The sequence below is a fragment of the Anaerococcus sp. mt242 genome (genome assembly GCF_016798225.1).
Lineage (GTDB): Bacteria > Bacillota > Clostridia > Tissierellales > Peptoniphilaceae > Anaerococcus.
Window position 1 is genome coordinate 1 of record NZ_JAEUYX010000014.1, and the last position, 22,458, is coordinate 22,458.

Annotated in this window: 24 protein-coding genes; 3 read left to right on the plus strand and 21 right to left on the minus strand. The window is 32.7% G+C overall.

Features of this window, described 5'->3' with window-relative positions:
* Positions 1–77: 77 nt before the first annotated feature.
* A complete protein-coding gene (gene nagA / locus JNO63_RS06415) occupies positions 78–1,205 on the minus strand; it encodes an N-acetylglucosamine-6-phosphate deacetylase (RefSeq protein ID WP_203127674.1) in 1,128 nt (375 codons plus the stop codon).
* Positions 1,206–1,269: 64 nt separating this feature from the next.
* Between nagA and JNO63_RS06420 the strand changes: the two genes are divergently transcribed.
* Both JNO63_RS06420 and JNO63_RS06425 read left to right on the plus strand, forming a co-directional pair.
* Positions 1,270–1,749: a dihydrofolate reductase gene (locus JNO63_RS06420; protein WP_203127675.1), complete on the plus strand. Its 480-nt coding sequence runs from the start codon at positions 1,270–1,272 to the stop codon at positions 1,747–1,749.
* Complete coding sequence (locus JNO63_RS06425; protein WP_203127676.1) at positions 1,749–2,012, plus strand: hypothetical protein; 264 nt, start codon at positions 1,749–1,751, stop codon at positions 2,010–2,012. Before JNO63_RS06420 ends, JNO63_RS06425 begins: the two co-directional genes overlap by 1 nt.
* 65 nt (positions 2,013–2,077) lie before the next feature.
* Here the strand turns inward: JNO63_RS06425 and JNO63_RS06430 are convergent, their stop codons facing one another.
* From JNO63_RS06430 to JNO63_RS06510, 17 genes are all read right to left on the minus strand, one after another.
* Entirely contained in the window at positions 2,078–3,025 is a 948-nt protein-coding gene (locus JNO63_RS06430; protein WP_203127677.1) for a D-ribose ABC transporter substrate-binding protein, read from the minus strand.
* Between the two features lie 9 nt (positions 3,026–3,034).
* Complete coding sequence (locus tag JNO63_RS06435) at positions 3,035–3,979, minus strand: ABC transporter permease (protein WP_203127678.1); 945 nt, start codon at positions 3,977–3,979, stop codon at positions 3,035–3,037.
* Entirely contained in the window at positions 3,976–5,457 is a 1,482-nt protein-coding gene (locus JNO63_RS06440) for a sugar ABC transporter ATP-binding protein (protein WP_203127679.1), read from the minus strand. The genes JNO63_RS06435 and JNO63_RS06440 overlap by 4 nt, the downstream gene beginning before the upstream one ends.
* 8 nt (positions 5,458–5,465) lie before the next feature.
* The gene (gene rbsD, locus JNO63_RS06445) at positions 5,466–5,858 is read right to left on the minus strand and encodes a D-ribose pyranase (protein WP_203127680.1); all 393 of its coding nucleotides are present in this window, start codon (positions 5,856–5,858) and stop codon (positions 5,466–5,468) included.
* Entirely contained in the window at positions 5,855–6,748 is an 894-nt protein-coding gene (locus tag JNO63_RS06450) for a ribokinase (protein ID WP_203127681.1), read from the minus strand. Before JNO63_RS06450 ends, rbsD begins: the two co-directional genes overlap by 4 nt.
* On the minus strand, positions 6,745–7,737 hold the full coding sequence (locus JNO63_RS06455; protein ID WP_203127682.1) for a LacI family DNA-binding transcriptional regulator: 993 nt from the start codon (positions 7,735–7,737) through the stop codon (positions 6,745–6,747). Before JNO63_RS06455 ends, JNO63_RS06450 begins: the two co-directional genes overlap by 4 nt.
* Positions 7,738–7,853: 116 nt before the next feature.
* Entirely contained in the window at positions 7,854–8,795 is a 942-nt protein-coding gene (locus tag JNO63_RS06460) for a DMT family transporter (RefSeq protein ID WP_203127683.1), read from the minus strand.
* 45 nt (positions 8,796–8,840) lie between these two features.
* On the minus strand, positions 8,841–9,581 hold the full coding sequence (locus tag JNO63_RS06465) for an ABC transporter ATP-binding protein (protein ID WP_203127684.1): 741 nt from the start codon (positions 9,579–9,581) through the stop codon (positions 8,841–8,843).
* Positions 9,574–10,533, minus strand: coding sequence for a FecCD family ABC transporter permease (locus JNO63_RS06470; RefSeq protein ID WP_203127685.1), 960 nt, complete (start codon positions 10,531–10,533; stop codon positions 9,574–9,576). Before JNO63_RS06470 ends, JNO63_RS06465 begins: the two co-directional genes overlap by 8 nt.
* A complete protein-coding gene (locus JNO63_RS06475; protein ID WP_203127686.1) occupies positions 10,526–11,755 on the minus strand; it encodes an ABC transporter substrate-binding protein in 1,230 nt (409 codons plus the stop codon). The genes JNO63_RS06470 and JNO63_RS06475 overlap by 8 nt, the downstream gene beginning before the upstream one ends.
* A complete protein-coding gene (gene larC / locus JNO63_RS08710) occupies positions 11,752–12,177 on the minus strand; it encodes a nickel insertion protein (RefSeq protein ID WP_338014984.1) in 426 nt (141 codons plus the stop codon). Before larC ends, JNO63_RS06475 begins: the two co-directional genes overlap by 4 nt.
* Positions 12,178–12,179: 2 nt before the next feature.
* The gene (locus tag JNO63_RS08715; RefSeq protein WP_203127687.1) at positions 12,180–13,088 is read right to left on the minus strand and encodes a LarC family nickel insertion protein; all 909 of its coding nucleotides are present in this window, start codon (positions 13,086–13,088) and stop codon (positions 12,180–12,182) included.
* On the minus strand, positions 13,089–13,835 hold the full coding sequence (gene larB / locus JNO63_RS06490; RefSeq protein WP_203127688.1) for a nickel pincer cofactor biosynthesis protein LarB: 747 nt from the start codon (positions 13,833–13,835) through the stop codon (positions 13,089–13,091). It abuts the gene before it with no gap.
* Positions 13,825–14,700 carry an ATP-dependent sacrificial sulfur transferase LarE gene (gene larE / locus JNO63_RS06495; RefSeq protein ID WP_203127689.1) on the minus strand — a complete coding sequence of 292 codons (876 nt, stop codon included), beginning with the start codon at positions 14,698–14,700 and terminating at the stop codon, positions 13,825–13,827. Before larE ends, larB begins: the two co-directional genes overlap by 11 nt.
* A gap of 292 nt (positions 14,701–14,992) precedes the next feature.
* Positions 14,993–16,087, minus strand: coding sequence for an ornithine cyclodeaminase family domain (locus JNO63_RS06500; protein ID WP_203127690.1), 1,095 nt, complete (start codon positions 16,085–16,087; stop codon positions 14,993–14,995).
* A gap of 1 nt (position 16,088) precedes the next feature.
* Positions 16,089–17,261 (minus strand): ornithine cyclodeaminase family domain, encoded by a 1,173-nt coding sequence (locus JNO63_RS06505; protein WP_203127691.1) that lies wholly within the window; start codon positions 17,259–17,261, stop codon positions 16,089–16,091.
* 2 nt (positions 17,262–17,263) lie between these two features.
* Positions 17,264–19,783: an ATP-dependent Clp protease ATP-binding subunit gene (locus tag JNO63_RS06510; RefSeq protein ID WP_203127692.1), complete on the minus strand. Its 2,520-nt coding sequence runs from the start codon at positions 19,781–19,783 to the stop codon at positions 17,264–17,266.
* 509 nt (positions 19,784–20,292) lie between these two features.
* Between JNO63_RS06510 and JNO63_RS06515 the strand changes: the two genes are divergently transcribed.
* Positions 20,293–20,583, plus strand: coding sequence for a hypothetical protein (locus JNO63_RS06515; RefSeq protein ID WP_203127693.1), 291 nt, complete (start codon positions 20,293–20,295; stop codon positions 20,581–20,583).
* Positions 20,584–20,631: 48 nt separating this feature from the next.
* Here the strand turns inward: JNO63_RS06515 and JNO63_RS06520 are convergent, their stop codons facing one another.
* The 3 genes from JNO63_RS06520 to JNO63_RS06530 are packed head-to-tail and all read right to left on the minus strand — an operon-like array spanning position 20,632 to position 22,457.
* Complete coding sequence (locus tag JNO63_RS06520) at positions 20,632–20,814, minus strand: hypothetical protein (RefSeq protein WP_203127694.1); 183 nt, start codon at positions 20,812–20,814, stop codon at positions 20,632–20,634.
* A 1-nt stretch (position 20,815) separates the two neighbouring features.
* Positions 20,816–21,235: a Fe-S cluster assembly sulfur transfer protein SufU gene (gene sufU, locus JNO63_RS06525; protein WP_203127695.1), complete on the minus strand. Its 420-nt coding sequence runs from the start codon at positions 21,233–21,235 to the stop codon at positions 20,816–20,818.
* Position 21,236: 1 nt separating this feature from the next.
* Positions 21,237–22,457, minus strand: coding sequence for a SufS family cysteine desulfurase (locus JNO63_RS06530; protein ID WP_203127696.1), 1,221 nt, complete (start codon positions 22,455–22,457; stop codon positions 21,237–21,239).
* Between the last annotated feature and the right edge of the window lies 1 nt (position 22,458).

A 22,458-nucleotide genomic window follows, 5' to 3' on the forward strand; every position in this document is an offset into this window, starting at 1 on the left:
TTTTGGCATGAAAAAAACCCCTCAATCCATATTCCGGATTTTGGGGTTCAGCTCATTTTTATAACAGCTTTTTATTCTTATCCAAATAATTTTTCTCCATCTATGAAAGTAGCTTTTAAATCCAAATCATCATCTAAAACTATAAAATCAGCATCATAACCCACTTTCAATTTCCCGCACACATTATCTATGCCTACAGATTTTGCTGGGATTAGGCTGGCCATTTGGATTGCTTCAAAAACATCTGCTATTTGCCAGTCTACTACATTTTTTACTGCATCTTTTAGTTTTAGAATTGAGCCTGCTAGGTTGCCGCCTTCTTTTAGTCTTGCGGTACCATTTTCAACAATTACGTCAAATTCTCCTAGTTTGTAATCGCCATCTGCCATACCTCCTGCTGACATGCAGTCTGTGATTAATGCAATTTTATCTCTACCTTTTGCGTTCATCAAAATATTTGCACTGGCTGGGTTTACGTGATGACCATCGCAAATTAATTCGCTAATGGCATTTGAATTCATTGCTGCACCTACCATGCCCGGATTTCTGTGGTGAAGTCCGCTCATGCCGTTATAGGTATGGACAAAAATATTTGCTCCTTCATTTACTGCACTCATTGCATCTTCATAACTTGCGTCTGAATGGCCAAGGGCTACTGCAACTCCCATTGCATTTGCCTTGTGAATAAAATCCGCTACTCCTTCTCGCTCTGGGGCAATTGCAATTTTATTTACTAATCCATCTGATAATTCTTTCCATTTTCTAAGTTTATCAATGTCTGGATCTGACATATATTTTTCATTTTGTGCGCCCTTATATTTTTCTGTGAAAAATGGGCCTTCTAAAAAGATTCCTCGCACCTTTGCACCGCTAACATCTTTATACTCTTCACCTACTACTCTACAGGCTTCATTTAACTTTTCTGTCGAATCTGTAAGTGTAGTTGGTAAAAAGCTTGTTACTCCCATTTCTAAAATCCCCTTGGAAATCACTTCCAAAGCACCTTTTTTGGCATTCATGATATCTTCTCCGTGATAGCCATGGATGTGGGTGTCTACCAAACCTGGAGCAATAATTTCTCCCAGGTCCTCAAATTCTTCTGGTTCTTCTTTCGAAAATGACTTGATTTTGCCATTTTCTACTTCCATATAATAATTTTCTAAAACTTTATCTTCTAAAATAATATAATTTGCTTTATAAAACATTTGCACTCCTTTTCTAGTATTTTACCCGGTTCTTATGGGTATTATAAGTAGACGAGGTGAAAATATGAAAATTATTTTAGCAGTAGATGAAAATTGGGGCATTGGCAAAGATAATGAAATGCTTTTTCATATCAAAAAAGATTTAAAACATTTTAAGGATATAACCACTAAAAATATCGTAATAATGGGTAGAAATACTTATGAATCAATGGGTCAATCTTTACCAGATAGGGAAAATATTATTTTATCAAAAAATCCGGATTTTAAGGCAGAAAATGCAAAAATTTTTCAAAATCCAGATCAAGTCTTAAATTATATAAAGGATAGTAAAAAAGAAGTTTTTGTAATAGGCGGAGCAAAGATTGTAGAAATTTTCTTGCCTTATTGCAATCAAGCTATCATTACAAAAATAAAGGCAAAAAAAGATGCTGATACCTATCTGCACAATTTTGACCAAGATCCAGATTTTGAGATTATAAAAGAATCTCAAATATATGAGGAAAACGGAATTGAGTTTTCTTATGTAACTTATAGGAGGAGATAGTGAGTAAAACAGAAATTTTTGTAAGCGACAAATGCCCACATTGCCAAAGAGTTTTTAAAGACTATGAAGCAAATCCAGAAAAATATGATGGTATAGAAATAATTAATATTTCTGAAAGCTTGCCAAATCTAAAAAGATTGTTAAAATACCGTGATAATCTAGATGGTTACAAAGACGTAAGAGAAGAATCTAGAATCGGAATCCCATCTAGGGTTGTAGATGGAGAGAAAGTAGACTTTGTTCAAGAACTTATTGAAGAATAAAAAGAAAAGTTGCAGAAAGATCTCTGCAACTTTTTTATGGAATTTATTGGGATTTTGCTTTTAAATTATTTAATTAGTTCAAGTGGTGAATCTACTTGTTCTTCTATTGCTTCACCTTTTAGATGGTTCATAGCTGTTTTTATAGCTAGTTTACCCATTTCTTTTGGTTGTTGGGCAACTGTTGCTGAAAGTGTTCCATCTTTTACTGCATTTATTGCATCTTCATTTCCGTCAAAACCAACTATTACAATATCTTTTCCACTTGTTTTTATAGCCTCACTAGCTCCTAGTGCCATTTCATCATTTTGACAAAATACTGCTTTTACATCTGGATGAGCTTGTAATAAGTTTTCCATAACTGTTAGTCCTTCTGCCCTATCAAAGTTAGCTGTTTGGCTTGCAACAAGATTAATTTTACCATCTGTCGCTTCTTTAAATCCTTCTCCTCTTTCACGAGTTGAGCTTGCTCCAGGTATTCCTTCTAATTGGATAACTTCTGCATTTTCTCCAACTTTTTCTAGGATAAATTCTCCTGCCATCTTACCACCTTCAATGTTGTTGCTTGCAATAAAGCTTACGATTTCTCCTGAATCTGTTCCTCTGTCGACACAAATAACCGGAATATTTGCTTCATTTGCTTTTTCTACTGATGGTGCAATTGCTGTTGAGTCTACTGGATTTATTATTATTAAATCAACACCCTGAGTTATTAAATCTTCTACTTGGTTACTTTGTGTTGAAGAATCGTTTTGTGCATCGGAAATGATTGTTTCTACATCTTCCCCCGCACCTTCTTCTATACCCTCTCTAATTGATACGAAAAATGGGTTGTTAAGTGTTGAAAGGGAAACTCCCACTTTCATTTTTCCTTCTGTTTTTGTATTCTCTGCTGTTTCGCTTGTTTGTGTTTTATTTTCTGTTTCTTTACTGTTGTTTTCTCCCTCTAGACTACAAGCAGTAAATGCAAATAATGCAACAAGTGCTAGTGATAAATATTTTTTAATTGTTTTCATAAAACTCTCCTATTTGTTTCTTTTGCGGTCAATTAGAACTGCAATTAAAATTACAATCCCCTTTACGATTTGCTGATAAAAACTTGATACTCCCAATAAATTAAGACCATTATTAAGTACACCTAAAATCAAAATACCGATTAGGGTTCCAGTAAGCGATCCGCTACCTCCTGTCATACTTGTCCCTCCAAGTACAACTGCAGCGATAGCATCCATTTCGTAGGCAGATCCAGCTGTTGGTTGAGCAGAATTTAATCTAGAAGTTAAAACCAAACCTGACAATACAGCCATAAGTGATGAAATTACATAGACACTGATTTTTACCTTATCTATATTAATCCCTGAAATAAAGCTTGCTTTTTCATTGCCCCCAACAGCATATATTTTGCGCCCCAGAGCTGTTTTATTTAAAATAGTCCATAAAATCAAAAATGCAAGGGCAAATAAGATTACTTGGAAAGGAATACCTAAAAATTGGCCCTTTCCTAAAAACTTGAAAGCAAAATTATCTTTTGGTCCAGCTATAGGTCTCCCATCCGTATAAACTAGGGTCAAACCTCTAAAAATAGTCATTGTAGCTAGGGTTACAATAAATGGCGCTAGTTTGCCCTTGGTAATTAAAAATCCATTTATCAAGCCCAAAATTAGTCCAAGACCTAGGGCAATTAAAATTGCAAGGATTGTATTCATACCATTTTGCAATAGACCTGCAAAAATTGCAGATGTCACTGCTAAAGTAGAACCTACTGATAGGTCAATACCTCCGGTTAGGATTACAAAAGTCATTCCTAGGGCAATAAATCCGTTTATAATTAATTGCCTCATCAGATTCATTAGGTTATTTGCATGCAAAAATGCGGGATTTAGGATACTTACAAAAACCATTAGGATAATTAGGGCAAGAATTGTGCCCAGATTCTGGTTTTCTTTTATTTTTGTTTTAAAGTTACTCATAGTTTTCCTCCAGTGGCAAGAGTCATTACTTTTTCTTGGTCAGCTTCTTCTCTTAATAGCTCTCCATTTACTTTTCCTTCATGAATTACATATATGCGGTCTGAAAGAGAAAGTAATTCAGGAAGATCGCTTGAAATTAAAATTATACATACTTCCTTGTAGGTCAATTGCTTTATTAAATCGTAAATTTCTCTTTTTGCACCAACATCTACACCCTTTGTAGGTTCATCTAGGATTAAAATTTCTGGATCTATTGCATACCATTTTGCAAAAACAACTTTTTGCTGATTTCCGCCTGATAAATCACGAACTTTATTTTCTGCAGATGTGCTTTTGACCCTAAAAGAATCGATCAGAGAGTTTGATAAGTCTTTTTCTTTTTTCTTGTCTATAAATGTTCTTTCTGTAAATTTGTTAAAATTTAGTAAGGAAATATTTTCTCTGATGGATTCATCAAGGACTAGGCCCTCTTCTTGTCTATTTTCAGTTACAAATCCGATTTTATTGTTAATGGCATCAATTGGTTTTGTAATTTCAACCCTTTTGCCATCTATGTAAATTTCCCCACTATCTTTGGGATCTAATCCAAAAAGAGAGCGCATTATTTCTGATCTACCTGCTCCCATAAGCCCAGATATGCCCAGAACTTCACCTTTTTTTGCACTTATATTTATATTTTCAAAAAAATCAGCCTTTGAAAAGTTTTTAAGCTCTATTTTAACATCTGAAACTTTAGCATCCATTTCTGGGTAAAAATCTCCTATGTCCCTACCAACCATATGAGAAACCACTTCTTTTTCGTTAGTTTGACTAGTATTTATCACAGCAACAGACTTTCCATCACGCATGACTGTAATCTTGTCTGTTAGGGAAAATATTTCCTCCATACGGTGGGAGATATAAATCATAGATACATTTTCAGTTTTTAATTTTTTAATAAGTAAAAACAATTTATCAATTTCATTATTAGTCAAGGCACTTGTTGGCTCATCCAAAATCAAAACATTTATCTTATTCAAATTAGCCTTGGCTATCTCTATCATTTGCCTTTGACCAACTGATAATTTTGCTAGCTTAGTGTCTGGATCAATATTTAAATCAAATCTTTTTAATAAATCCATACATTTTTGACGCATGAATTTTCTATCTAAAAACCAGCCATTGTTGATTTCATTATTCATAAAAATATTGTCCATAACACTTAGTTCTGGCCAATCGCTTAGTTCTTGGTGGATAAAACTTATACCATATTCTTTGGCAATATTTGTATTAGCTATATCTACTTCCTTGCCGTCGATCAAAATTTTCCCAGAATCTTTATTTAAAACTCCGGATAAAATATTCATTAAAGTGGATTTTCCAGCCCCATTTTCACCCACCAAAGCGTGAATTTCTCCCTGGCCAAGATTAAAATCTACACCTTTTAATACTTCATTTTTCCCAAATGACTTGTAGATATCTTTCATTTCAATATTCATAATCACTCCTAAAAAATGTTTTTTGACTGCAAGATTATATTAGAATATGGGGTATTTTCTCCAGTTCTTATTACAAATTTTACTTGGTCTAGCCTTTTCTTAAAATCTTCATGAGATATGTATTCGCTGCTTACACCATTCAAAAGATTTTTTATAGCGATTTCTTGATCTGGATTTTTTTCCTTTATTTCGCTTGCTAATATATAATGCTCGCATCCAAAATCTTCTAGTAAGACCTCTAGGACATCAATAAACTTTGGTTGACCAAGTTTTAAGGCTATATCAATTTTTTTCTCTGAAGCTATTGGTAAACCACAATCGCCAATAGCAATTAAATCAGTATGGCCCAAATCTGATAATTTTTTTGAAATTTCACTATTTAATATGCCTTTCTCTTTCATAATATATCTCCATTAAACTTTTCTACTTCTTTCATAGTTGGTATAGAAATGCTAGCACCCTGTTTAGTTACTGATAATGCAGAAGCTTTAGTTGCAAATTCTAAGCATTTTTTAATATCATTGTTTTGATAAAATTCTGCTACAAAAAATCCAGTAAATGTATCACCTGCTCCTGTGCTATCCACAGCCTCTACCTTATAGGCGTTTTGACAAACTTTACTATCCTTGCTTACAAAAATTGATCCGCGCTCACCTAAAGTTATAACAATCTTTAAATTTGGATAATTTTCTCTAAAGTAGTCAATGCACTTTTCTATATCATCACATTTAGAAATTTCTTTAGCCTCAGTTTCGTTTACCAAAAGTAAATCGATCTTATTAAAATCAAAATTCTTAATTTCATCGGTGATTGGAGAAGGATTTAAAACTAACTTCATTTCTTTTTCAAAACCCTTTTCAATTATATAATCCATATTGTTTATTTCGTTTTGTAAAATAAGAATATCGTTTTTATCAAAATTTGACAAAACTTCATCGATATATTCTTTATCATTATCAAAATTTGCACCCTTGTATAAAACAATTGAGTTTTCTCCCTTATCATCTACTTGGATATTTGCATTTCCTGTTGGTATATCCGATTCTCTTATAAATCTGGTATCAATCCCTTCTCCAGTTAAGTAATCTTTTAAAAAAGCTCCATCCATACCAATACTACCTGCGTGGTAGACCTTATCAAAAACTTTTGCCAAAGCCACTGATTGATTAAGACCCTTTCCACCAGCTCTTTTTTCTATGCTTTGAGCACTTATTGTTTCACCAGGTCTTACGATATGATTTACTCTAAAGAAGATATCTATATTTAGTGATCCAAAATTAATTATTTTCATTTTTTAAAACCTACACTTTCCGCTTCAATAATTCGTGGTTCGATCAATATTTTTTCAGGACTTTTATTATTTTTAATCAACTGATCTGCCACCTCGATAGATTTTTCAGCTATTTGTCTTAAGTTTTGGTCAATGGATGTCAGTTTAGGTGTGACTATTTTATTTAAAAATAAGTTATCATAGCTTATTACAGAAATATCTTCCGGAATTTTAATATTTGATTCAGCAAAATAATTTAAAAGACCATAAGATGACATATCTGCAAAAGAAAAAATAGCATCTACATTTCTTTTAGCAAAAAGTTTTGCAGCCTTATAGCCTTCTTCGTAAGAATAATCACCATGGATAATATTTTTTTGATCAATATAAATATCATAGTTCATAGCTGCTTTTATGGCACCGGAAAGTCTCCTAGATGAATTTGCAGTTGACCTTGGTCCTATTAAAATTCCTATATTTCTAAATCCACGTTTAATCAAATACTCCATGCCAATATATCCACCCATTTCATTATTTCCTGTAACAATTTGGGTATTTTTATTGTTAAAATCTACCTCATCAAGAAAAATAATTTTGTGATTTTCTATATTTTTTTCATCTAAAGTATTTACATTTCTATCCACCACTAAGCTTGCTGCAAAAAAGTTATTGGTCAGCAAACTTAAAAATTCTTCCCTTTTAATTTTCTTGTTGTTTGTATTGTGTATATACAAAAAATATGAAGACTTTTCAGCAAATTGGCTTAGTTCTTTTACTAGTTCAGAAAAAAACGGATTAGAAAGATCTGGAACAACAGCCATGATTATATTGCTTTTTTTGCTAGCAAGAGCCTTAGCATAGCTATTTGCATTATAATTTAATCTTTGGGCAGCTTCCAAAACTTTTTTTCTAGTGGGTTCAGATATTTTATTTTCAGTATTATTCAAAACCATTGACACAGTTGTAATTGATACACCCGCTAATTTTGCAACATCTTTTATATTTGTCATTTCATCACCATTAAAACGTTTTAATCAACTATATAATAACATCTTTGATAAATATTGTCAATGAATTTTAGATATAAAAATAACCCCAAAATCTGAAAAAGATTTTGGGGCTAATTTTATGCTGCTGTTTGAGCTTTGTCTTTGTGCAAGAATGATAGTTTTGTTTCTGAAATCATTATTGCCACAAACATTAGTACAAATCCTGCTATTGAAAGTGGTGTTAGGCTTTCTATTCCTAGTAAAACTGGGATTAGAATACCAAATACTGACTCAAATCCTAGAATAATTGCTGCTGAGGATTCGTCTGTGTATTTTTGTCCAATATTTTGTAGTAATAGAGCTACTGTTGTACAGAATATAGCTAGGTAAAGTAATTCAAAGATTGGTCTTGATGAATTTACTACCATATTTGAGTTATCTTCAAATATTAATGTTACGATTGCCGCTAAAACCGCTGCTGAAGCAAATTGGAAGATAGTCATAAGGATTGGGTCTTTTCCTTTTGTAAATTGGTTTACTGCTACAATGTGTGCTGCAAATAAAAAACCACTTAGTAAGGCAAGACCATCACCTAATAGCATCTCTTTGCTTGCATTAAATATTGAGGTTCCTTTTTCAACACCTGATTTTGAAATTAAATAAATACCAATAATGGCAATAATTGCCGCCCAAATATTATATTTATCAGGTCTATGTCTTGTAACTGCCCATGATAAGAATGGTACAATTACACAATATGAAGCGGAAAGGAATGCACTTCTACCTGGATCTGCGTATGTAACACCGAGTGTTTGTGACGAATATGCAATAAATAAGAAAAATCCTACTATTAATCCAGATTTTATGTCATCTTTTGTCGCTGATCTAACTTTTTTGTTAAAAATAATTGCTAGTATTATTGCAGATAAAGCAAATCTAACCATAAGAATAAAGTTTGGGTTAAAGGTATCTGCTGCACCCTTTACTACTGTTAGTGAGCTTCCCCAAAGAATGGCTGTAATAAGTAATCCCAGTTTGGCGAGTTTACTTTTATCGCGAGTTTGTTTTTTTTCAGTCATATTTCCTCCTTTTATTTTATATATCCAAAATATATGGATTATAAACTAAAATTCATTAATTTGTTGCTTGTTATTCATATTAAATAAGAATAACAAGTTATCATCCACCTTGCTTATGTTTGCATCTATGTTGTAAACTTCATCAAACATTTTTTTTGTGAATATTTGGTATTTATCGCCTACTTCATAAATTTTATTGTTATTTATTAAAATAATATTATCTGCGTATCTTTCAATCAGTTCCATTTGGTGAAGGGTAATTAGGGTAGTTAGGTTTAACTTCTGGGTAAGCTTTTTTATTATAGCAAGTATTTCATACTGGTTGTGCAAATCCAAGGCGCTTACTGGCTCATCCAATAATAAAATATCTGGTTTGCTAATCAAGGCTTGGGCTATAAGCACTTTTTGAACTTCTCCCCCGCTCATTTTTGAAATTTTTTTATTTTCAAATTTTCTAAGTTTTAAAAGATCCATGATCTCATAAGTATCATTAATATCTTCATCACTAAGCTTAAAATTAAGACTCTTTACCTTGCCCAAAATGATTGTTTCAAAAACAGTAAAATTAACTTTTGTATTTACATTTTGATTTAGATAAGAGATTTTACCATCTGCTCTGATATTTCCATCATAGCTTATCAAACCACTAATTGCATTTAGAATTGAGGATTTTCCAGCTCCATTTCGGCCCATAAGAACATGGACTTTTCCTGGCTCTATCGCAAAACTTATATCATCTATAACTTTTTTGTCATAATTTATTGTAAGATTTTTTATATCAATCATTTTTGACTCCAAAAAGCATTACAAATATAAGTGGTAAGCCTATAAGTGATGAGATAATACCGATGGAAACCACAACACCAGTTTTAATCACTTTTGTAACCATAGATGAAATTACTAAAAGTATGCCACCAATAATTGCTGATAAAATCAGATAGTATCTTTGATCTTCTCCCACCATTCGCCTTGCAAAATGTGGGGCCAAGATTCCAATAAAACCTATAATACCAACATAAGAAACAGAAACTGCTGCAAGGATAGACACTAAAATAAATGTTTTTAATTTTAAAATTTTTGTATCAACACCCATTGCCTTTGCTCGATCTTCGCCAAAACGCATAGCTGTAAGTTTCCATGCATCTTTTAGTGAAAATATTACAATAATAAGAAAAACTGCTAGGATTATCAAAATTTCTACAGTTGTAGTTTTAGTAACATTTCCAAATAGCCAAAATACAATGGAAGCCAAGGCTTCATCTGTTGCTATATATTGCAGTAATGATGTTAGTGAGTCAAAAAAGAATTTTACAGCTATACCTGCCAAAATCATATCTTCAGTATTCATGGATTTCTTTTTTGAAATGTAAAATACAAAAAACATGGATACTAGAGAAAATATTATAGATCCAAAGGCTACATATGAAAGAGATAAGCCTAAGAGTAAAAATAGGCTTGCTCCAAATCCTGCTGCCGATGAAATTCCTAAGGTAAAGGGATCTGCTAAGGGATTATTTAAAATTGTTTGCATAATTGCCCCACCAAGTCCCAAAGATAAACCAACAATACTTGCAGTAAGTACTTCAGGTAAGCGGATATCAAATATAATTGTTTTTTGAATCTCACTTAGATTTGATAAATCACTAAGGGCAATCTTGCTATCACCTATAAACAAATCGATTGTAGCTGCTATTATTAATAAAATTGTAGAAATAATTATTTTTTTATTTCTATTCATATTTATATGACCAAGTTCCTTCTAAGCCAATTGGCATAAATTTTTGGTAAAACTCTTCAAAATCCTTTTCTGGATCTAAATCTTTGTATTCCTCTGGATGTAGGGTTTTTGCTATGAATTCATATGAATAAAAGTCACTCATATCGCGCACTAGTTGTTGGCTAATTACATAAATTTCTTTATTTTTCATAGCTTTAAGATCTGACCAAGCTGGGCGGGTTTTGTAAAGATCAATTTTTTCTTTTACTTGATCCGCACTTGTGTCATAGCCCATTTTCATGGAATGTGGTTTTTCTAGCCATTGGGATCCTGTTAAGATAATTTTTTCTGGATCTTCAGATAATACAAACTCACTTGATAGGGGAATCGCTTCATCTGATCCCAAGGCATCTGATCCTATGTTGTGGCCGCCACAATCTTCTACAATCTTGCCCCACATCTTGTTAGATCCATATGAATTGCCGTATTCTTTCTCACCTTCGTAACCATGCTCTACATAAACTTTTGGTTTTTCGCTCTCATCAAATTTTTTCTCTATAATCGGGCTTACTTTTGATGTGTAAAAATCAATAAGCTCATCCAAATTTTTATCAAGGCCAGTTACTTTTGCTATAAGTTTTGTAGATGCAATGTGCTTATCAAAATCTTGTGAATGGTAGTCCACATAAAAAACAGGAATGTCGATTTTTTCTTGAATTGCTTCAATTTGAGTTTTAAATCCAATTGGTGCTATTATGCCATCTGCGTCTGTATTTAGGATAGCTTCATACGAAAAATCGTTATCCATAAAATTTGCAATACGTGGCACATCTTCGATTTCTGGCATTACTTTTTCTAAACGTGTATAAAAGTCATTACGGTCTATTTTTACACTATCATCCATAGCTGCAATTTTTGATAAGAAATTATCCTTATCTAAATACATCATGGTCATAAATGGGCCACCAGATGATGAGCCTTGAATGATTACTTTTTCAAGTGGTTTGTCTAAAGTAATTTCATTGCCATCTAGGTCTGTTACGACTATTTTGCCATCTGTTTTTTCATCATTACTTGCTTCTTCTTTTGTTTTTTCAGAAGTTTTTTCTTTTTTATTTTTATTTTGATTTTCTTCAACTTTTGTTTCTGTTGCTGTATTTTTACTTGTATCTGCTTCCTGATTGTTTGTACATCCAGCTAAAATTAAAATTAAAGATAGCAATAATGTTTTAAAATATTTCATATCTCTTCCTTTTTATCATATAAATTTTTTAATATGTCAAAGGCAGATTTTAAACCCATATCATATTTAATTGCTAGGTCCTTAGCTGATTCAAATTCGGGATATACATAATCTTCACCATTGTGACTAACAATTTTAAAATCATACTCACTATCCTCATAAGTAAGTGATTCTTTTTTGCGATCTAGGATATCCCTCTCTATTGGAATTTTTCTAATGCCAATGCTTGTGGTGTGTTTAAAAATTATATCTTCAATTACTTGCTCATTTTCCAAATCACAAATAACTGATAGTTTATAGGCTGGTCGGTTTTTTTTCATAAAAATCGGTGTATAAAATACATCTAATGCGTATCTCATACATTCATCTACTATAAAACCTAAGACCTCACCTGTACTATCATCTATATTAGTTTCCAGTATTTCTAGTGTTTTTTTTTACTAGTTTCAATTTCCATTACTCGCAAGATATTGGTGTATTTTGCAAAATCTTTATTGCCTGCTCCAAGACCTACATTTTTTACCTTAAAACTTTCAACTTTTTCGCCTTTGTCATAATATCTTACAATAGCAGCACCAGTTGGAGTTACGTGTTCACCTTCTTCATCTAGAAGTTTTAGATTTATATCAGAACCTGCAAGGATGTTTATTACTGCAGGCACAGGAATTGGCATTTGTCCGTGTGATGAATATTGATATCCATATCCCTCGCTAAGATCTGAGAAATAAATATTTTCAACATTTAAATCATCTATAAGGACAGCTGTACCGATGATATCTATTATAGAATCAACTGCTCCGACTTCGTGAAAATGGACTGCTGATTTATCAATGCCATGGGCCTTTGCTTCCGCATCTGCAATAATATCAAAGATACCAAGTGCATCTTTTTTTGCTCTTTCGGAAATATCTGCTTTGTTGATTAATTCAGTAATTTCTTTTAGATGTCTGTGGCCATGATGATCTTCTGAATGCGAATGTGTATAAGTATTGCCATTTTCATCCACGTGTTCATGAGTGTGCTCGTGGCTATGACCATGATCATGAGTGTGGGTAAAGGTTTTACCATCTTCATCCTTATGCTCATGTGAATGATTATGATCATCCTTTACTTGTTCATGATGGTGGTCGTGATCTTGATTTGTTAAAATAACATCAAAATTATTTGCATCTATATTATTTTTTATTTTCCTATCAAAAACCAATTCATAACCATCTATCCCTAAGGATTCAATAGCATTCACTAGTTTTTCCTTGCTTGCTCCAAGATCTAAAAGGGCTGCAATTGTCATATCTCCAGCTATTCCAGAGTTCATTTCAAAATATAAATCCATTTACTTCTCCTCAATCAATTTATTAATCTGACAAGCATTATAGGCTGCGCTGTATCCATTGTCTATATTTACAACATTGACACCCTCAGCGCAGGTATTTAGCATTGTAAGTAAAGCTGAAAGTCCATTGAAATTTGCTCCGTAACCAATAGATGTTGGTACCGCAATAATAGGCTTATTTACCAAGCCTCCTATAACTGTAGGAAGAGCTCCCTCCATGCCAGCAATTGCAATTATTACATTTGCTTTTGCAATCTCATCAATTTTTGATGTGAGTCTGTGTAGTCCTGAAACTCCAACATCGTAAAATTTAGTAACATTTGCACCAAAAAATTCAGCGGTTATTCTAGCTTCCTCTGCTACTTTTAAATCTGCAGTACCACCTGTACAAATGGCAATATTTCCTATTTTGGGACTCTCTTCATAAACAAGAGAAATAATCCTGCCAGTTGGGTCATATTTTGCCTCAGGTACAAGTTCAAGGACTCTTTCGTATTGACTAGGAGTTGCCCTAGTGCCAATTACTGATTCCTTACGTTGGCTAAAAGATTTATAAATTTCTGCAAGGGCAAAGTCTTCCTTACCCTCGCAAAAAATTGTCTCGCCAAAACCGCGACGTTCTTTTCTTTGAAAATCTAATTTTGCAAAGTCTAGATCCTTGTAGTTAAAATCTTTTAGGTAGTCTAGACCTTCATTTATAGATATCTCGTTGTTTTTTATTTTTTCTAAAAATTCTTTATTGTTCATTAGCTAACCATGGATTTACTTCTGTTTTTAAATTGTCATCAACAACTTCATCCATAGAACCAGATCTGTATCCTTCTAGGTCGATATTTACGTATTTAAATCCTAAATCTTTGAATTTTTTAACAATTTCATCAGCATGTTCAAATACTTGGCCTAGTTTTTCTTTTTCTACTTCAATTCTTGTGTTATCTCCGTAAATTCTTACTCTGTTTACGGTAAAACCTAAACTTTCTAAGTAATTTTCTGCTTCTTCAATCATTGGGAATTTGTCGATATCAATTCTAGTGTTGTATGGGAATCTTGTTGCCATACATGGTTTTGAAGGTTTTTTGTGTGTTTCTATGCCTAATTCTTTTGAGTAAGCACGTACTTCTGCTTTGCTGAGACCTGCTTCATATAGTGGAGATCTTGCTCCCAAGTCTTTTAGGGCTTTGATACCTGGTCTAAACACTTGATAGTCATCTAGGTTTGTACCATCAACTACAAATCCATATCCAAGTTCATCTTTTAAATTAAAGCAATTTTCAAAAAGCCCACCCTTGCAGTGGTAGCATCTGTAGTTTACGTTGTTTAGTAGTTTTTCATTGTCCATGATACTTACATTTGCAACTTTTAATTCTACATCCATTTCTTCTGCTAATCTTACACATTCTTCAAGCTCATCTTTTGGAGAAAATTCTGTTACGAAAGTCATTGCAACTATATCATCACGATTTTCTCTAAGTTCTGAAGCTAATTTTAAGATAAGAGTACTATCTACACCACCTGAAAAAGCTAAAACCATTTTTTCATTTAGCAATTCTTTTATAATGCTATTTAGCTTTTCTTTTTTTTCTGCACTAATGCTTGTTACTGTATTTTCCATAAAAAATCCTTTCTATAAATAAAGCCACATCCTAAAAATAAATATGTAGCATAATTGACTATTTACAAGTTTATTTTATCATATTGAACTTTTTTTGCATAATCCCTAGTTAAAAACTAATAATTATCCATAAATAGAAAAGGACTTTTCCTTAGTGATTTTTATCGTAAAAAAGGCTGATCCTACAAAAAAGTGTAAAAATCAGCCTAATTATGAGAATCATTTTTATAAAGTATTTTTACAAAATACTTTTATATTATGTTTCTATGGGTTTTTGCCCTTTTTTATTTTATTAGTTATTTAAAGCTCTATCTACGTTTCTGATGAAGTCTTGTGTGTTTGTTACCATTGATACAGCAGTTACAGTACCTCTATCAGAAAGTTTGTTTACAGCGAATTCTTGGATATCTACTGTGTACATGTAAACTGGTCTGATTTCGCCATCAAATTCATTGTATGATGGAGTCATATTACCTGTAGCAATTGTAAATAGAATTGCTGAAAGCATGATGATTGTAGATGTTTTTCTTGAGTGAGCTCTCATAGCATCTTGTGCTTCATAAACGTTGTTGATTGTTTCTGGAAGACCAAATCTATCACGGATTGTACCAGCGATTACAAAGTCTACGTCATTTTCAACACATGCTTTGATGAAACCATCTTTAACTTGGCCTGATTCTACTAATGCTTTTGTAGAACCGTATTTACGAGCTAAGTTTATTGTTTCAAATAGATTTCTTGTAGAGTTTTGTTCTTTTTCAAAGTGTTCTTGTCCCCAAGATGTACCGTATAGTCCACGTTCAAGGTCAAATGCTGCTGTTTCTGTACCACAGAAAATTGCATTGATAAATCCGTTTTCGATCAATCTTTGTAAAGCAAGTCTAGCATCTCTATCAAGTGCAATTGCAGAACCAACTACCATTGTTACATAGCCGTTGTTTTCTTTTTCGTGTTTTAATACTTCATATAGGTTATCATAGTCCATTGAGAAAGCTGTTTCTCTTGAACGACCTGAACGGAAAGCAAATGTATCTTTTTCTGCTCCTTCTGCTAGGAATCCTTGTGTCCATACATAGATACCTTCTGATGCATCTTCTGTACGACCTATAGCTACTTTGTCTCCTACTTTTAGGTTTCTAAATTCAACGATATCAACGCTTTCTTCACCTGGAGTATCATTTACTACACAAACAGTATCCATTCTTGATTCTGTAGCAAGTACCCATTTATCATTAACTTTGAAGTATTCTGGGAATACTGATAATGCGTGGTAGTTACGTGGGCTGATACCCTCTTGTGTTACTTCTTCAAGTTTAACATTTGGGGCATTTTTTAAGAACTCTTGATCAAAATCAGGATGATGATATTGTGGCATTTCAAATTTCATCTTATAATTCCTCCTTGCTTTGTGCTTTGTTACCTGTTATTTGTACATGTTCAGTTTCTGGAATTTCCATATCTTCAGAAAGTACTCCTTGAGCTGGAGAAACTAATGCTTTTTCACAGTTAACTACAAAGTCTTGTACGTTTGTTACCATTGGTACAAATCCCATGTATTCTCTAGCTGCACCAACTTTGTGTACTACGTTTTCTGTAACGTCGATTGAGTACATATAAACTGGAGAAACTGTTCCGTCTGTTCTTTTTTTGTAGCTTGATGTTATGTTTGCAACTGATAAGCTGTGAAGCATTGTTGCTATACAAATAACCATTGTTGCTTTATCAAGTTCTTTTTTTGTAGCATTTAATGCATCATCTGTATCCCCGTGTACTTCTGGAAGTGGACCGTCATCTCTGATTGATCCTGATAGTACAAATGGAACATCCATATCAGAAAGAGTTTTGATTATACCGTCTTTTACATTACCACCAGCGATGAATTCTTTGATAGATCCTGCATCTCTTACTTCGTTTAGTAAGTCTAAGTGGTTGTAGTGACCCATTGGTTGGTTAACTTGAGTATAAATATTTTGTCCTAAAGCTGTTTGTAGGAAACCACCTTCAAGGTCGTGAGTACACATAGCATTTCCTGCAAGTAGGGAATTAATATATCCATTTTCTGCAAGTTTATTTAAAGCATTTCTTGTATCATAGTCAAATACTACACTTGGTCCTAGAACCCAAACTATGTATCCATCTTCGCTATCACGTTCATGTTCCATTAATTCAAATAGTTTGTCATAGTCATTTGAGAATGATGTTTCTACTGATTTGCCTGCTTTTGAGTAAACTTCTTCTGGGAATCCTTCTGCATTTACATAAATTCCGCTTTCAGCATCATCATTACCTCTTAAAACTACTTGATCGCCTGCTTTAAGATCTCTGATTTCTTTGATAACTACATCATCACCTTCTACAACTGCTACACAGTTTAGTGATGTGTGTTCTGGTAGGATCCATTCGCCATCTTTTTTGTAGTAAGTTGGCATGTAAGTTGTTAGATAAAAGTCATCTGGTGCTACACCATCTTTTTCAACTTTACCTAGTTTTACATCTTGTGCGTTTTGAAACTTTTCATCTGAAAAGTTTGGACAAACATATTCTGGTACTTGAAAAGCCATTTTTACCTCCAATTTTTTTCTTTTGCTGTCAGATTTAGTTTTTCATCTTCAAATGCTAATTTAATTTGCAATGGATTATCTGACTTAGTTTCTAAAATCTTCTTAGAAATTTCTAGATAAACTTCTTGCTCGATAAATTTCTTTATATCTCTGATATCCATATCTAATTTAACTGCATATGCTGATAATTTTTTTATAAACTGATCATCATAGCTAAGACTGATACGGTTACCTTCTAAATCATCTTCTAATTTGTTTAGATTGATTTTTATTAATTTATCGATTGAGTCTTTTTCTAGTTCTTTTAGATAAAAAACATAATCCACTACATTAGTTATACCCGAGATATCATTTTCTAAATTATTATCTTCAATATTTTCCGAAGTGGTTAGGAAAATCATAGTATTTTTTAAATCAATATTGCGGCCCTTGTTGTCTTTTAGCTTGCCAGCACTTAAAATTTGTGAGACCAAACTTTGGATTTCTACATTTGCCTTTTCTATATTGTTAAATACTACTACACTATATGGTTTTGTTCTTATAGCTTCTGTTAGGATGCCTCCTACTTCATAGCCAACATATCCTGGAGGAGCTCCTATAAGTTTTGTAACGGCTGATTTTTCTGTAAACTCACCCATATCAAATCTTAAAAGGCTAGTTTCTCCATCAAAAAGATATTTTGAAGTTAGCTCTGCTATATAACTTTTGCCAGCGCCTTTTCCAGCAATTAGAAAACTACCAATTGGTTTGCTTCTTTCAAACAAACCTCCCTCAGAAATTAGGTAGGTATCTATGATTTTATCAATCATTTTGTCATTGCCTACAAATTCTTCTTTCATCTTAGCCCTGATTTCATCAAGGTTTTCGATTTTGTTTAATTGTAGTTTTACCTTTGGCATGCCTGATAATTTAGAAATAATCTCTTTTACTTCAGAACTTGTCACACTAGTTGAAAGTGGATAATAAGCTTCTTGATTGTTTAATTTATCAAGTTTAGCTTCTACTAGTTTTTTAGACTTCATTTTTTCGTCTAATTCGCTAATATTATGTTCATTTTGAGCTATTTCAATATCAGCTAAAATGTCATCAAGTTCTTTTTCATAAAGTAAAATCTGCTCTTGTCTTTCTTTTTCAAGCTCGTATAACTTGGTTTTTTCTTCCAAAGAGTTTTTTAGATTTTCTATCTCTGTTTCTTTTTCGACAATCCTATCACGTGATATATTGTCTGTTTCATCCTTTAAGGCTATTTTTTCCATTTCGGCTTGGATTAGCGCGCGGTTTAAATTGTCTATTTCGACAGGTTTTTGATCTTTGGTCATTCGCGTTAATGCTGCAGCCTCATCGATGACATCTATGGCAACATCTGGTAGTTTTCTGTAGGATAAAAATCTCTTTGAAAGCTTTACAGCTTCTACTAAAGCAGTATCCGAAATTTTTACCATATGATGTTTTTCATATTTGCCTTTCACACCTCTCAGGATGGCGATTGATGTTTCAACACTTGGTTCATTTACCATTATTTTTTGAAATCTACGATCAAGGGCTCCATCTTGTTCGATATACTTTTTGTATTCTTCGATAGTTGTTGCACCTATTGTTAGGATTTCACCACGAGCAAGCATTGGTTTTAGGATATTTGCAGTATCCATAGTTCCAGATGTATTTCCAGCCCCGATAATATTGTGGATTTCATCGATAAATAGGATGATTTTACCCTCAGAATCCCTTACTACTTCAAGAATTTTCTTTAATCTATCTTCAAAGTCACCCCTGTATTTTGTTCCTGCTACAAGTGATGTCATATCTAGCGAAAAAACTATCCTATTTTTTAGATTATCTGGCACATCGCCTTGAACAATCCTTTGGACAATTCCTTCTACAATAGCAGTTTTACCAACACCCGCCTCACCAATTAAGATTGGATTGTTTTTTATCCTACGGGATAAAACACGGATGGCACTACGAGTTTCCTCATCCCTGCCTATTACAGGGTCAAGTTTGGCTTCGATTGCTTCTTTGGTTAGATTTCGTCCATATTTTTCAAGATTTGCAATGGTTTCTTTGGCGATACCATTTAAAAATTGCTCATTAAATTTCCTTGAAACAAACTGCATAAAACTATCATAGTCAAGTTTATGCTGACCCATTATTTTCGAGCTAGTTGTTTCAGTTTCTTTTAATAAAGCCAAAAAAATATGTTCTAATTTAACTTTTTCTTCAAATAGATTTCTTGAAAGCTCTTCAGCTACTAGCAAAACTTTTTGATAAGATCTGCTGACATAAAGGTTTGTTACACCCTTTGCACTTCTAAGTTTAGTCAGTGCATTTTCCACGTCATCCTTAAGTTGTTGAAAATTAACTGCTGATTCTTTCAAAAACTCTGCTATCTGATTATCAGGATTTTGTAAAATTGCATAGAGTAAATGTAAGTCGGAGACTTCCGAATTACTATATCTAATTGCAATTTTATTCGCATGATTTATAACATCGACCGATGCTTGTGAGTATTTTTTGATATCCATTAAGTTAATTACCTCCAGATGCCATGAAAAATATTTGGCGTAAATTCTAAGATTAGCTTACCTTCTCCTATTATATCTACCCATTTGTTAAATATTTCCCAGGTATTGAATTGTTTTTTTGCAAAAACCAAAATTAATAGCTTCATTTAATCATTTCTATATGTATTCAAAAAAATAAAAAGCCATAACAATATGTAATTTTAGGCTACAATTAAATAATTTTGAATATTATAAAAATCTGAGCTATAAATACCACTCCTCCTAAAAAAATTGTCATTGGCTTTTGCCTATGCTAAGTATAACATATAATAAAAACGATTTCCACTCTTTTTTATCAAATTTGATATAAAAACTAAAAAATTAGTCTAATTTTTATCAATATTGATATTTCATTTTTTAATAAAATAAGTTTTCCAAGAAATTAAGCAAATCATAGAAATATTAAACTTGATCTCTAATTATTTCTACTGATATAATAAACATAGGTAAACATATTCCAAGGAGGATATATGAAAGAGCATAAAGTAAATGATAAAGATTATAAGAAATTAATGCACTTAGATTTTGTATTTGGAGTTAGTGGACTATTAATTGCATTTTTCTTTATAAATTCATCGTACATAAGTGATATTATAATGAAAGTAAATAATGTAAGTTACTTTAGTTTAGATGGTGACTTCTACTCCCTACTTGCCATAAGACCTTTATTAATTATATATTCTATTCACAGAATTTATAGTGGTTTTAAAAATATGTTGATGGATAGTTCTAAGACAGAAAGAAAAGAAAATAATAAGTAATTAAAAAAGAGATCTAATGTTTTCTAACTTTAAGATCTCTTTTATCTGTTATATTTTATTCATTTTTTTATACTTGGTATAAGCATTTGCCCCCATAAGTATGGTTACTATTAAGATTAGCCACCAATATGGGCGATTTTTTTGATATTGTAAAAAAGTAAGGGCTGCAAGTAGCAAGGTTGTAATTGCGCTTGTCAAAAATTCCATTTGTTCTAAGTTATTTTTATTCATTTTAGATAACTTGATCTAGGGTTTTCCAAGAAAGTAGGGCGCATTTTACTCTTTGTGGCATATTTTGAATATTTATAAATGCTACTGCATCGCCCAATTTTTCTAGTTCTTCATCGCTTACTTCTTCTCTTTTTATCATTCTGATATAAATATCTGCCATTTCTTTGGCTTCTTCTTTACTTTTGCCAATGATTGTATCACACATTACACTTGTAGCGGCTTGGCTTATAGCACATCCATCACCAGTAAAAGCTGCATCTACAATTTTTTCTCCATCTGTTTTTAATTCTAAAACTATTTCGTCTCCACAAGATGGATTGTGGCCTGGTTCTTTGATGTCAGCATCTTCTAGTTCGTGTTTATTAGCTTGATTTCTAGAATGATCTAGGATTATTTGGCTATAAATTTCTTCCATATTCATATTATAAACCCATTACCTTTCTTACATTTAAGAGTTCTTTTGCAAAGATTTCCGCTTCTTCTTTGGTGTTATAAAAAGCAAAACTTGCACGCGCTGTTGCACTGACTCCTAAGTATTTATGAAGTGGCATTGCACAATGGTGGCCACTTCTTACTGCAACTCCCTTACTATCAAGGATAGAGGCAATATCATGTGGGTGGATATCTTCAAAGGTAAATGATAAAACTGCTCCAGTTTTTACATTTTCCGGATAAAATATTTTAATATTTGGAATATCTTTGATCAAATTATAGGCATAGCGGGTTAATTCTGACTCGTAGTTGTAGATTTCTTCTACTCCGATATTTTCCATATATTTTATTGCTTCCGCAAGCCCTACAACTCCACCAACATCTTGAGTTCCTGCTTCAAATTTATAAGGAAGCTCTGCAAAAGTTACATCTTGTTCGTAAACATATTCTATCATGTCCCCACCGGTATTGAATGGTTCCATTTTTTCTAATATTTCTTTTTTACCATAAAGTACACCGATGCCCATTGGTGCAAGAAGTTTATGTCCAGAAAATACTAAAAAATCACAATCTAAGTCTGCTACATCTGTTTTTAAATGTGGGATTAATTGAGCACCATCAACTATTGCAATAGCTCCAGCTTCGTGAGCCCATTTTACAATTTTTTTGACATCTATAATCTCACTATTTACATTGCTTGCTCCAGTAAAGGAAACTATTTTGGTATTCTCATTAATTTTTGATTTTAAATCATCATAATCAAGGGAATAATCATCGTTTAGGTAGGCATAAACTAGTTTTGCTCCAGTTTTTTTGGCCACCATTTGCCATGGAACTAAATTTGCATGGTGTTCTAAGATAGTAATTAAAATCTCATCACCAGCTTTTAGATTATTCATAGCATAGGAATAAGCAATTAGATTAAGCGCTTCTGTTGCATTTCTTGTAAATATTACCTCTTCACGGTGGGCTGCCCCTATGTATTCCTTGATGTAATCACGAGAATTTTCGTAAGCTTGTGTTGCTACATAGCTTAAATAATGAGCTCCTCTGTGAGGATTTGCATTTTGATATTTATAATAATTGTCAACAGCTTCAATAACCTGTTTTGGTTTTTGACTTGTCGCTGCTGTATCAAGGTAGATGACCTCCCTACCTAGATTTTTGCTATCTAGGTAAGGAAAATCAGCTCTAATTTTTTCTATATCCATT

Bases quoted from the DNA above. Each gene is read 5' to 3' on its own strand.
- JNO63_RS06440 (WP_203127679.1), bottom strand. From the start codon at position 5,457: ATGAATATTGAAATGAAAGATATCTACAAGTCATTTGGGAAAAATGAA.
- sufU (WP_203127695.1), bottom strand. From the start codon at position 21,235: ATGAATATGGAAGAAATTTATAGCCAAATAATCCTAGATCATTCTAGA.
- JNO63_RS06420 (WP_203127675.1), top strand. From the start codon at position 1,270: ATGAAAATTATTTTAGCAGTAGATGAAAATTGGGGCATTGGCAAAGAT.
- JNO63_RS06475 (WP_203127686.1), bottom strand. From the start codon at position 11,755: ATGAAATATTTTAAAACATTATTGCTATCTTTAATTTTAATTTTAGCT.
- JNO63_RS06515 (WP_203127693.1), top strand. From the start codon at position 20,293: ATGAAAGAGCATAAAGTAAATGATAAAGATTATAAGAAATTAATGCAC.
- JNO63_RS06470 (WP_203127685.1), bottom strand. From the start codon at position 10,533: ATGAATAGAAATAAAAAAATAATTATTTCTACAATTTTATTAATAATA.
- nagA (WP_203127674.1), bottom strand. From the start codon at position 1,205: ATGTTTTATAAAGCAAATTATATTATTTTAGAAGATAAAGTTTTAGAA.
- JNO63_RS06500 (WP_203127690.1), bottom strand. From the start codon at position 16,087: ATGAAATTTGAAATGCCACAATATCATCATCCTGATTTTGATCAAGAG.
- JNO63_RS06460 (WP_203127683.1), bottom strand. From the start codon at position 8,795: ATGACTGAAAAAAAACAAACTCGCGATAAAAGTAAACTCGCCAAACTG.
- rbsD (WP_203127680.1), bottom strand. From the start codon at position 5,858: ATGAAAGAGAAAGGCATATTAAATAGTGAAATTTCAAAAAAATTATCA.
- larE (WP_203127689.1), bottom strand. From the start codon at position 14,700: ATGGAAAATACAGTAACAAGCATTAGTGCAGAAAAAAAAGAAAAGCTA.
- larB (WP_203127688.1), bottom strand. From the start codon at position 13,835: ATGAACAATAAAGAATTTTTAGAAAAAATAAAAAACAACGAGATATCT.
- JNO63_RS06505 (WP_203127691.1), bottom strand. From the start codon at position 17,261: ATGGCTTTTCAAGTACCAGAATATGTTTGTCCAAACTTTTCAGATGAA.
- JNO63_RS06465 (WP_203127684.1), bottom strand. From the start codon at position 9,581: ATGATTGATATAAAAAATCTTACAATAAATTATGACAAAAAAGTTATA.
- JNO63_RS06450 (WP_203127681.1), bottom strand. From the start codon at position 6,748: ATGAAAATAATTAATTTTGGATCACTAAATATAGATATCTTCTTTAGA.
- JNO63_RS08715 (WP_203127687.1), bottom strand. From the start codon at position 13,088: ATGGATTTATATTTTGAAATGAACTCTGGAATAGCTGGAGATATGACA.
- JNO63_RS06520 (WP_203127694.1), bottom strand. From the start codon at position 20,814: ATGAATAAAAATAACTTAGAACAAATGGAATTTTTGACAAGCGCAATT.
- JNO63_RS06510 (WP_203127692.1), bottom strand. From the start codon at position 19,783: ATGGATATCAAAAAATACTCACAAGCATCGGTCGATGTTATAAATCAT.
- JNO63_RS06455 (WP_203127682.1), bottom strand. From the start codon at position 7,737: ATGACAAATATAAAAGATGTTGCAAAATTAGCGGGTGTATCAATTACA.
- JNO63_RS06530 (WP_203127696.1), bottom strand. From the start codon at position 22,457: ATGGATATAGAAAAAATTAGAGCTGATTTTCCTTACCTAGATAGCAAA.
- JNO63_RS06435 (WP_203127678.1), bottom strand. From the start codon at position 3,979: ATGAGTAACTTTAAAACAAAAATAAAAGAAAACCAGAATCTGGGCACA.
- JNO63_RS06430 (WP_203127677.1), bottom strand. From the start codon at position 3,025: ATGAAAACAATTAAAAAATATTTATCACTAGCACTTGTTGCATTATTT.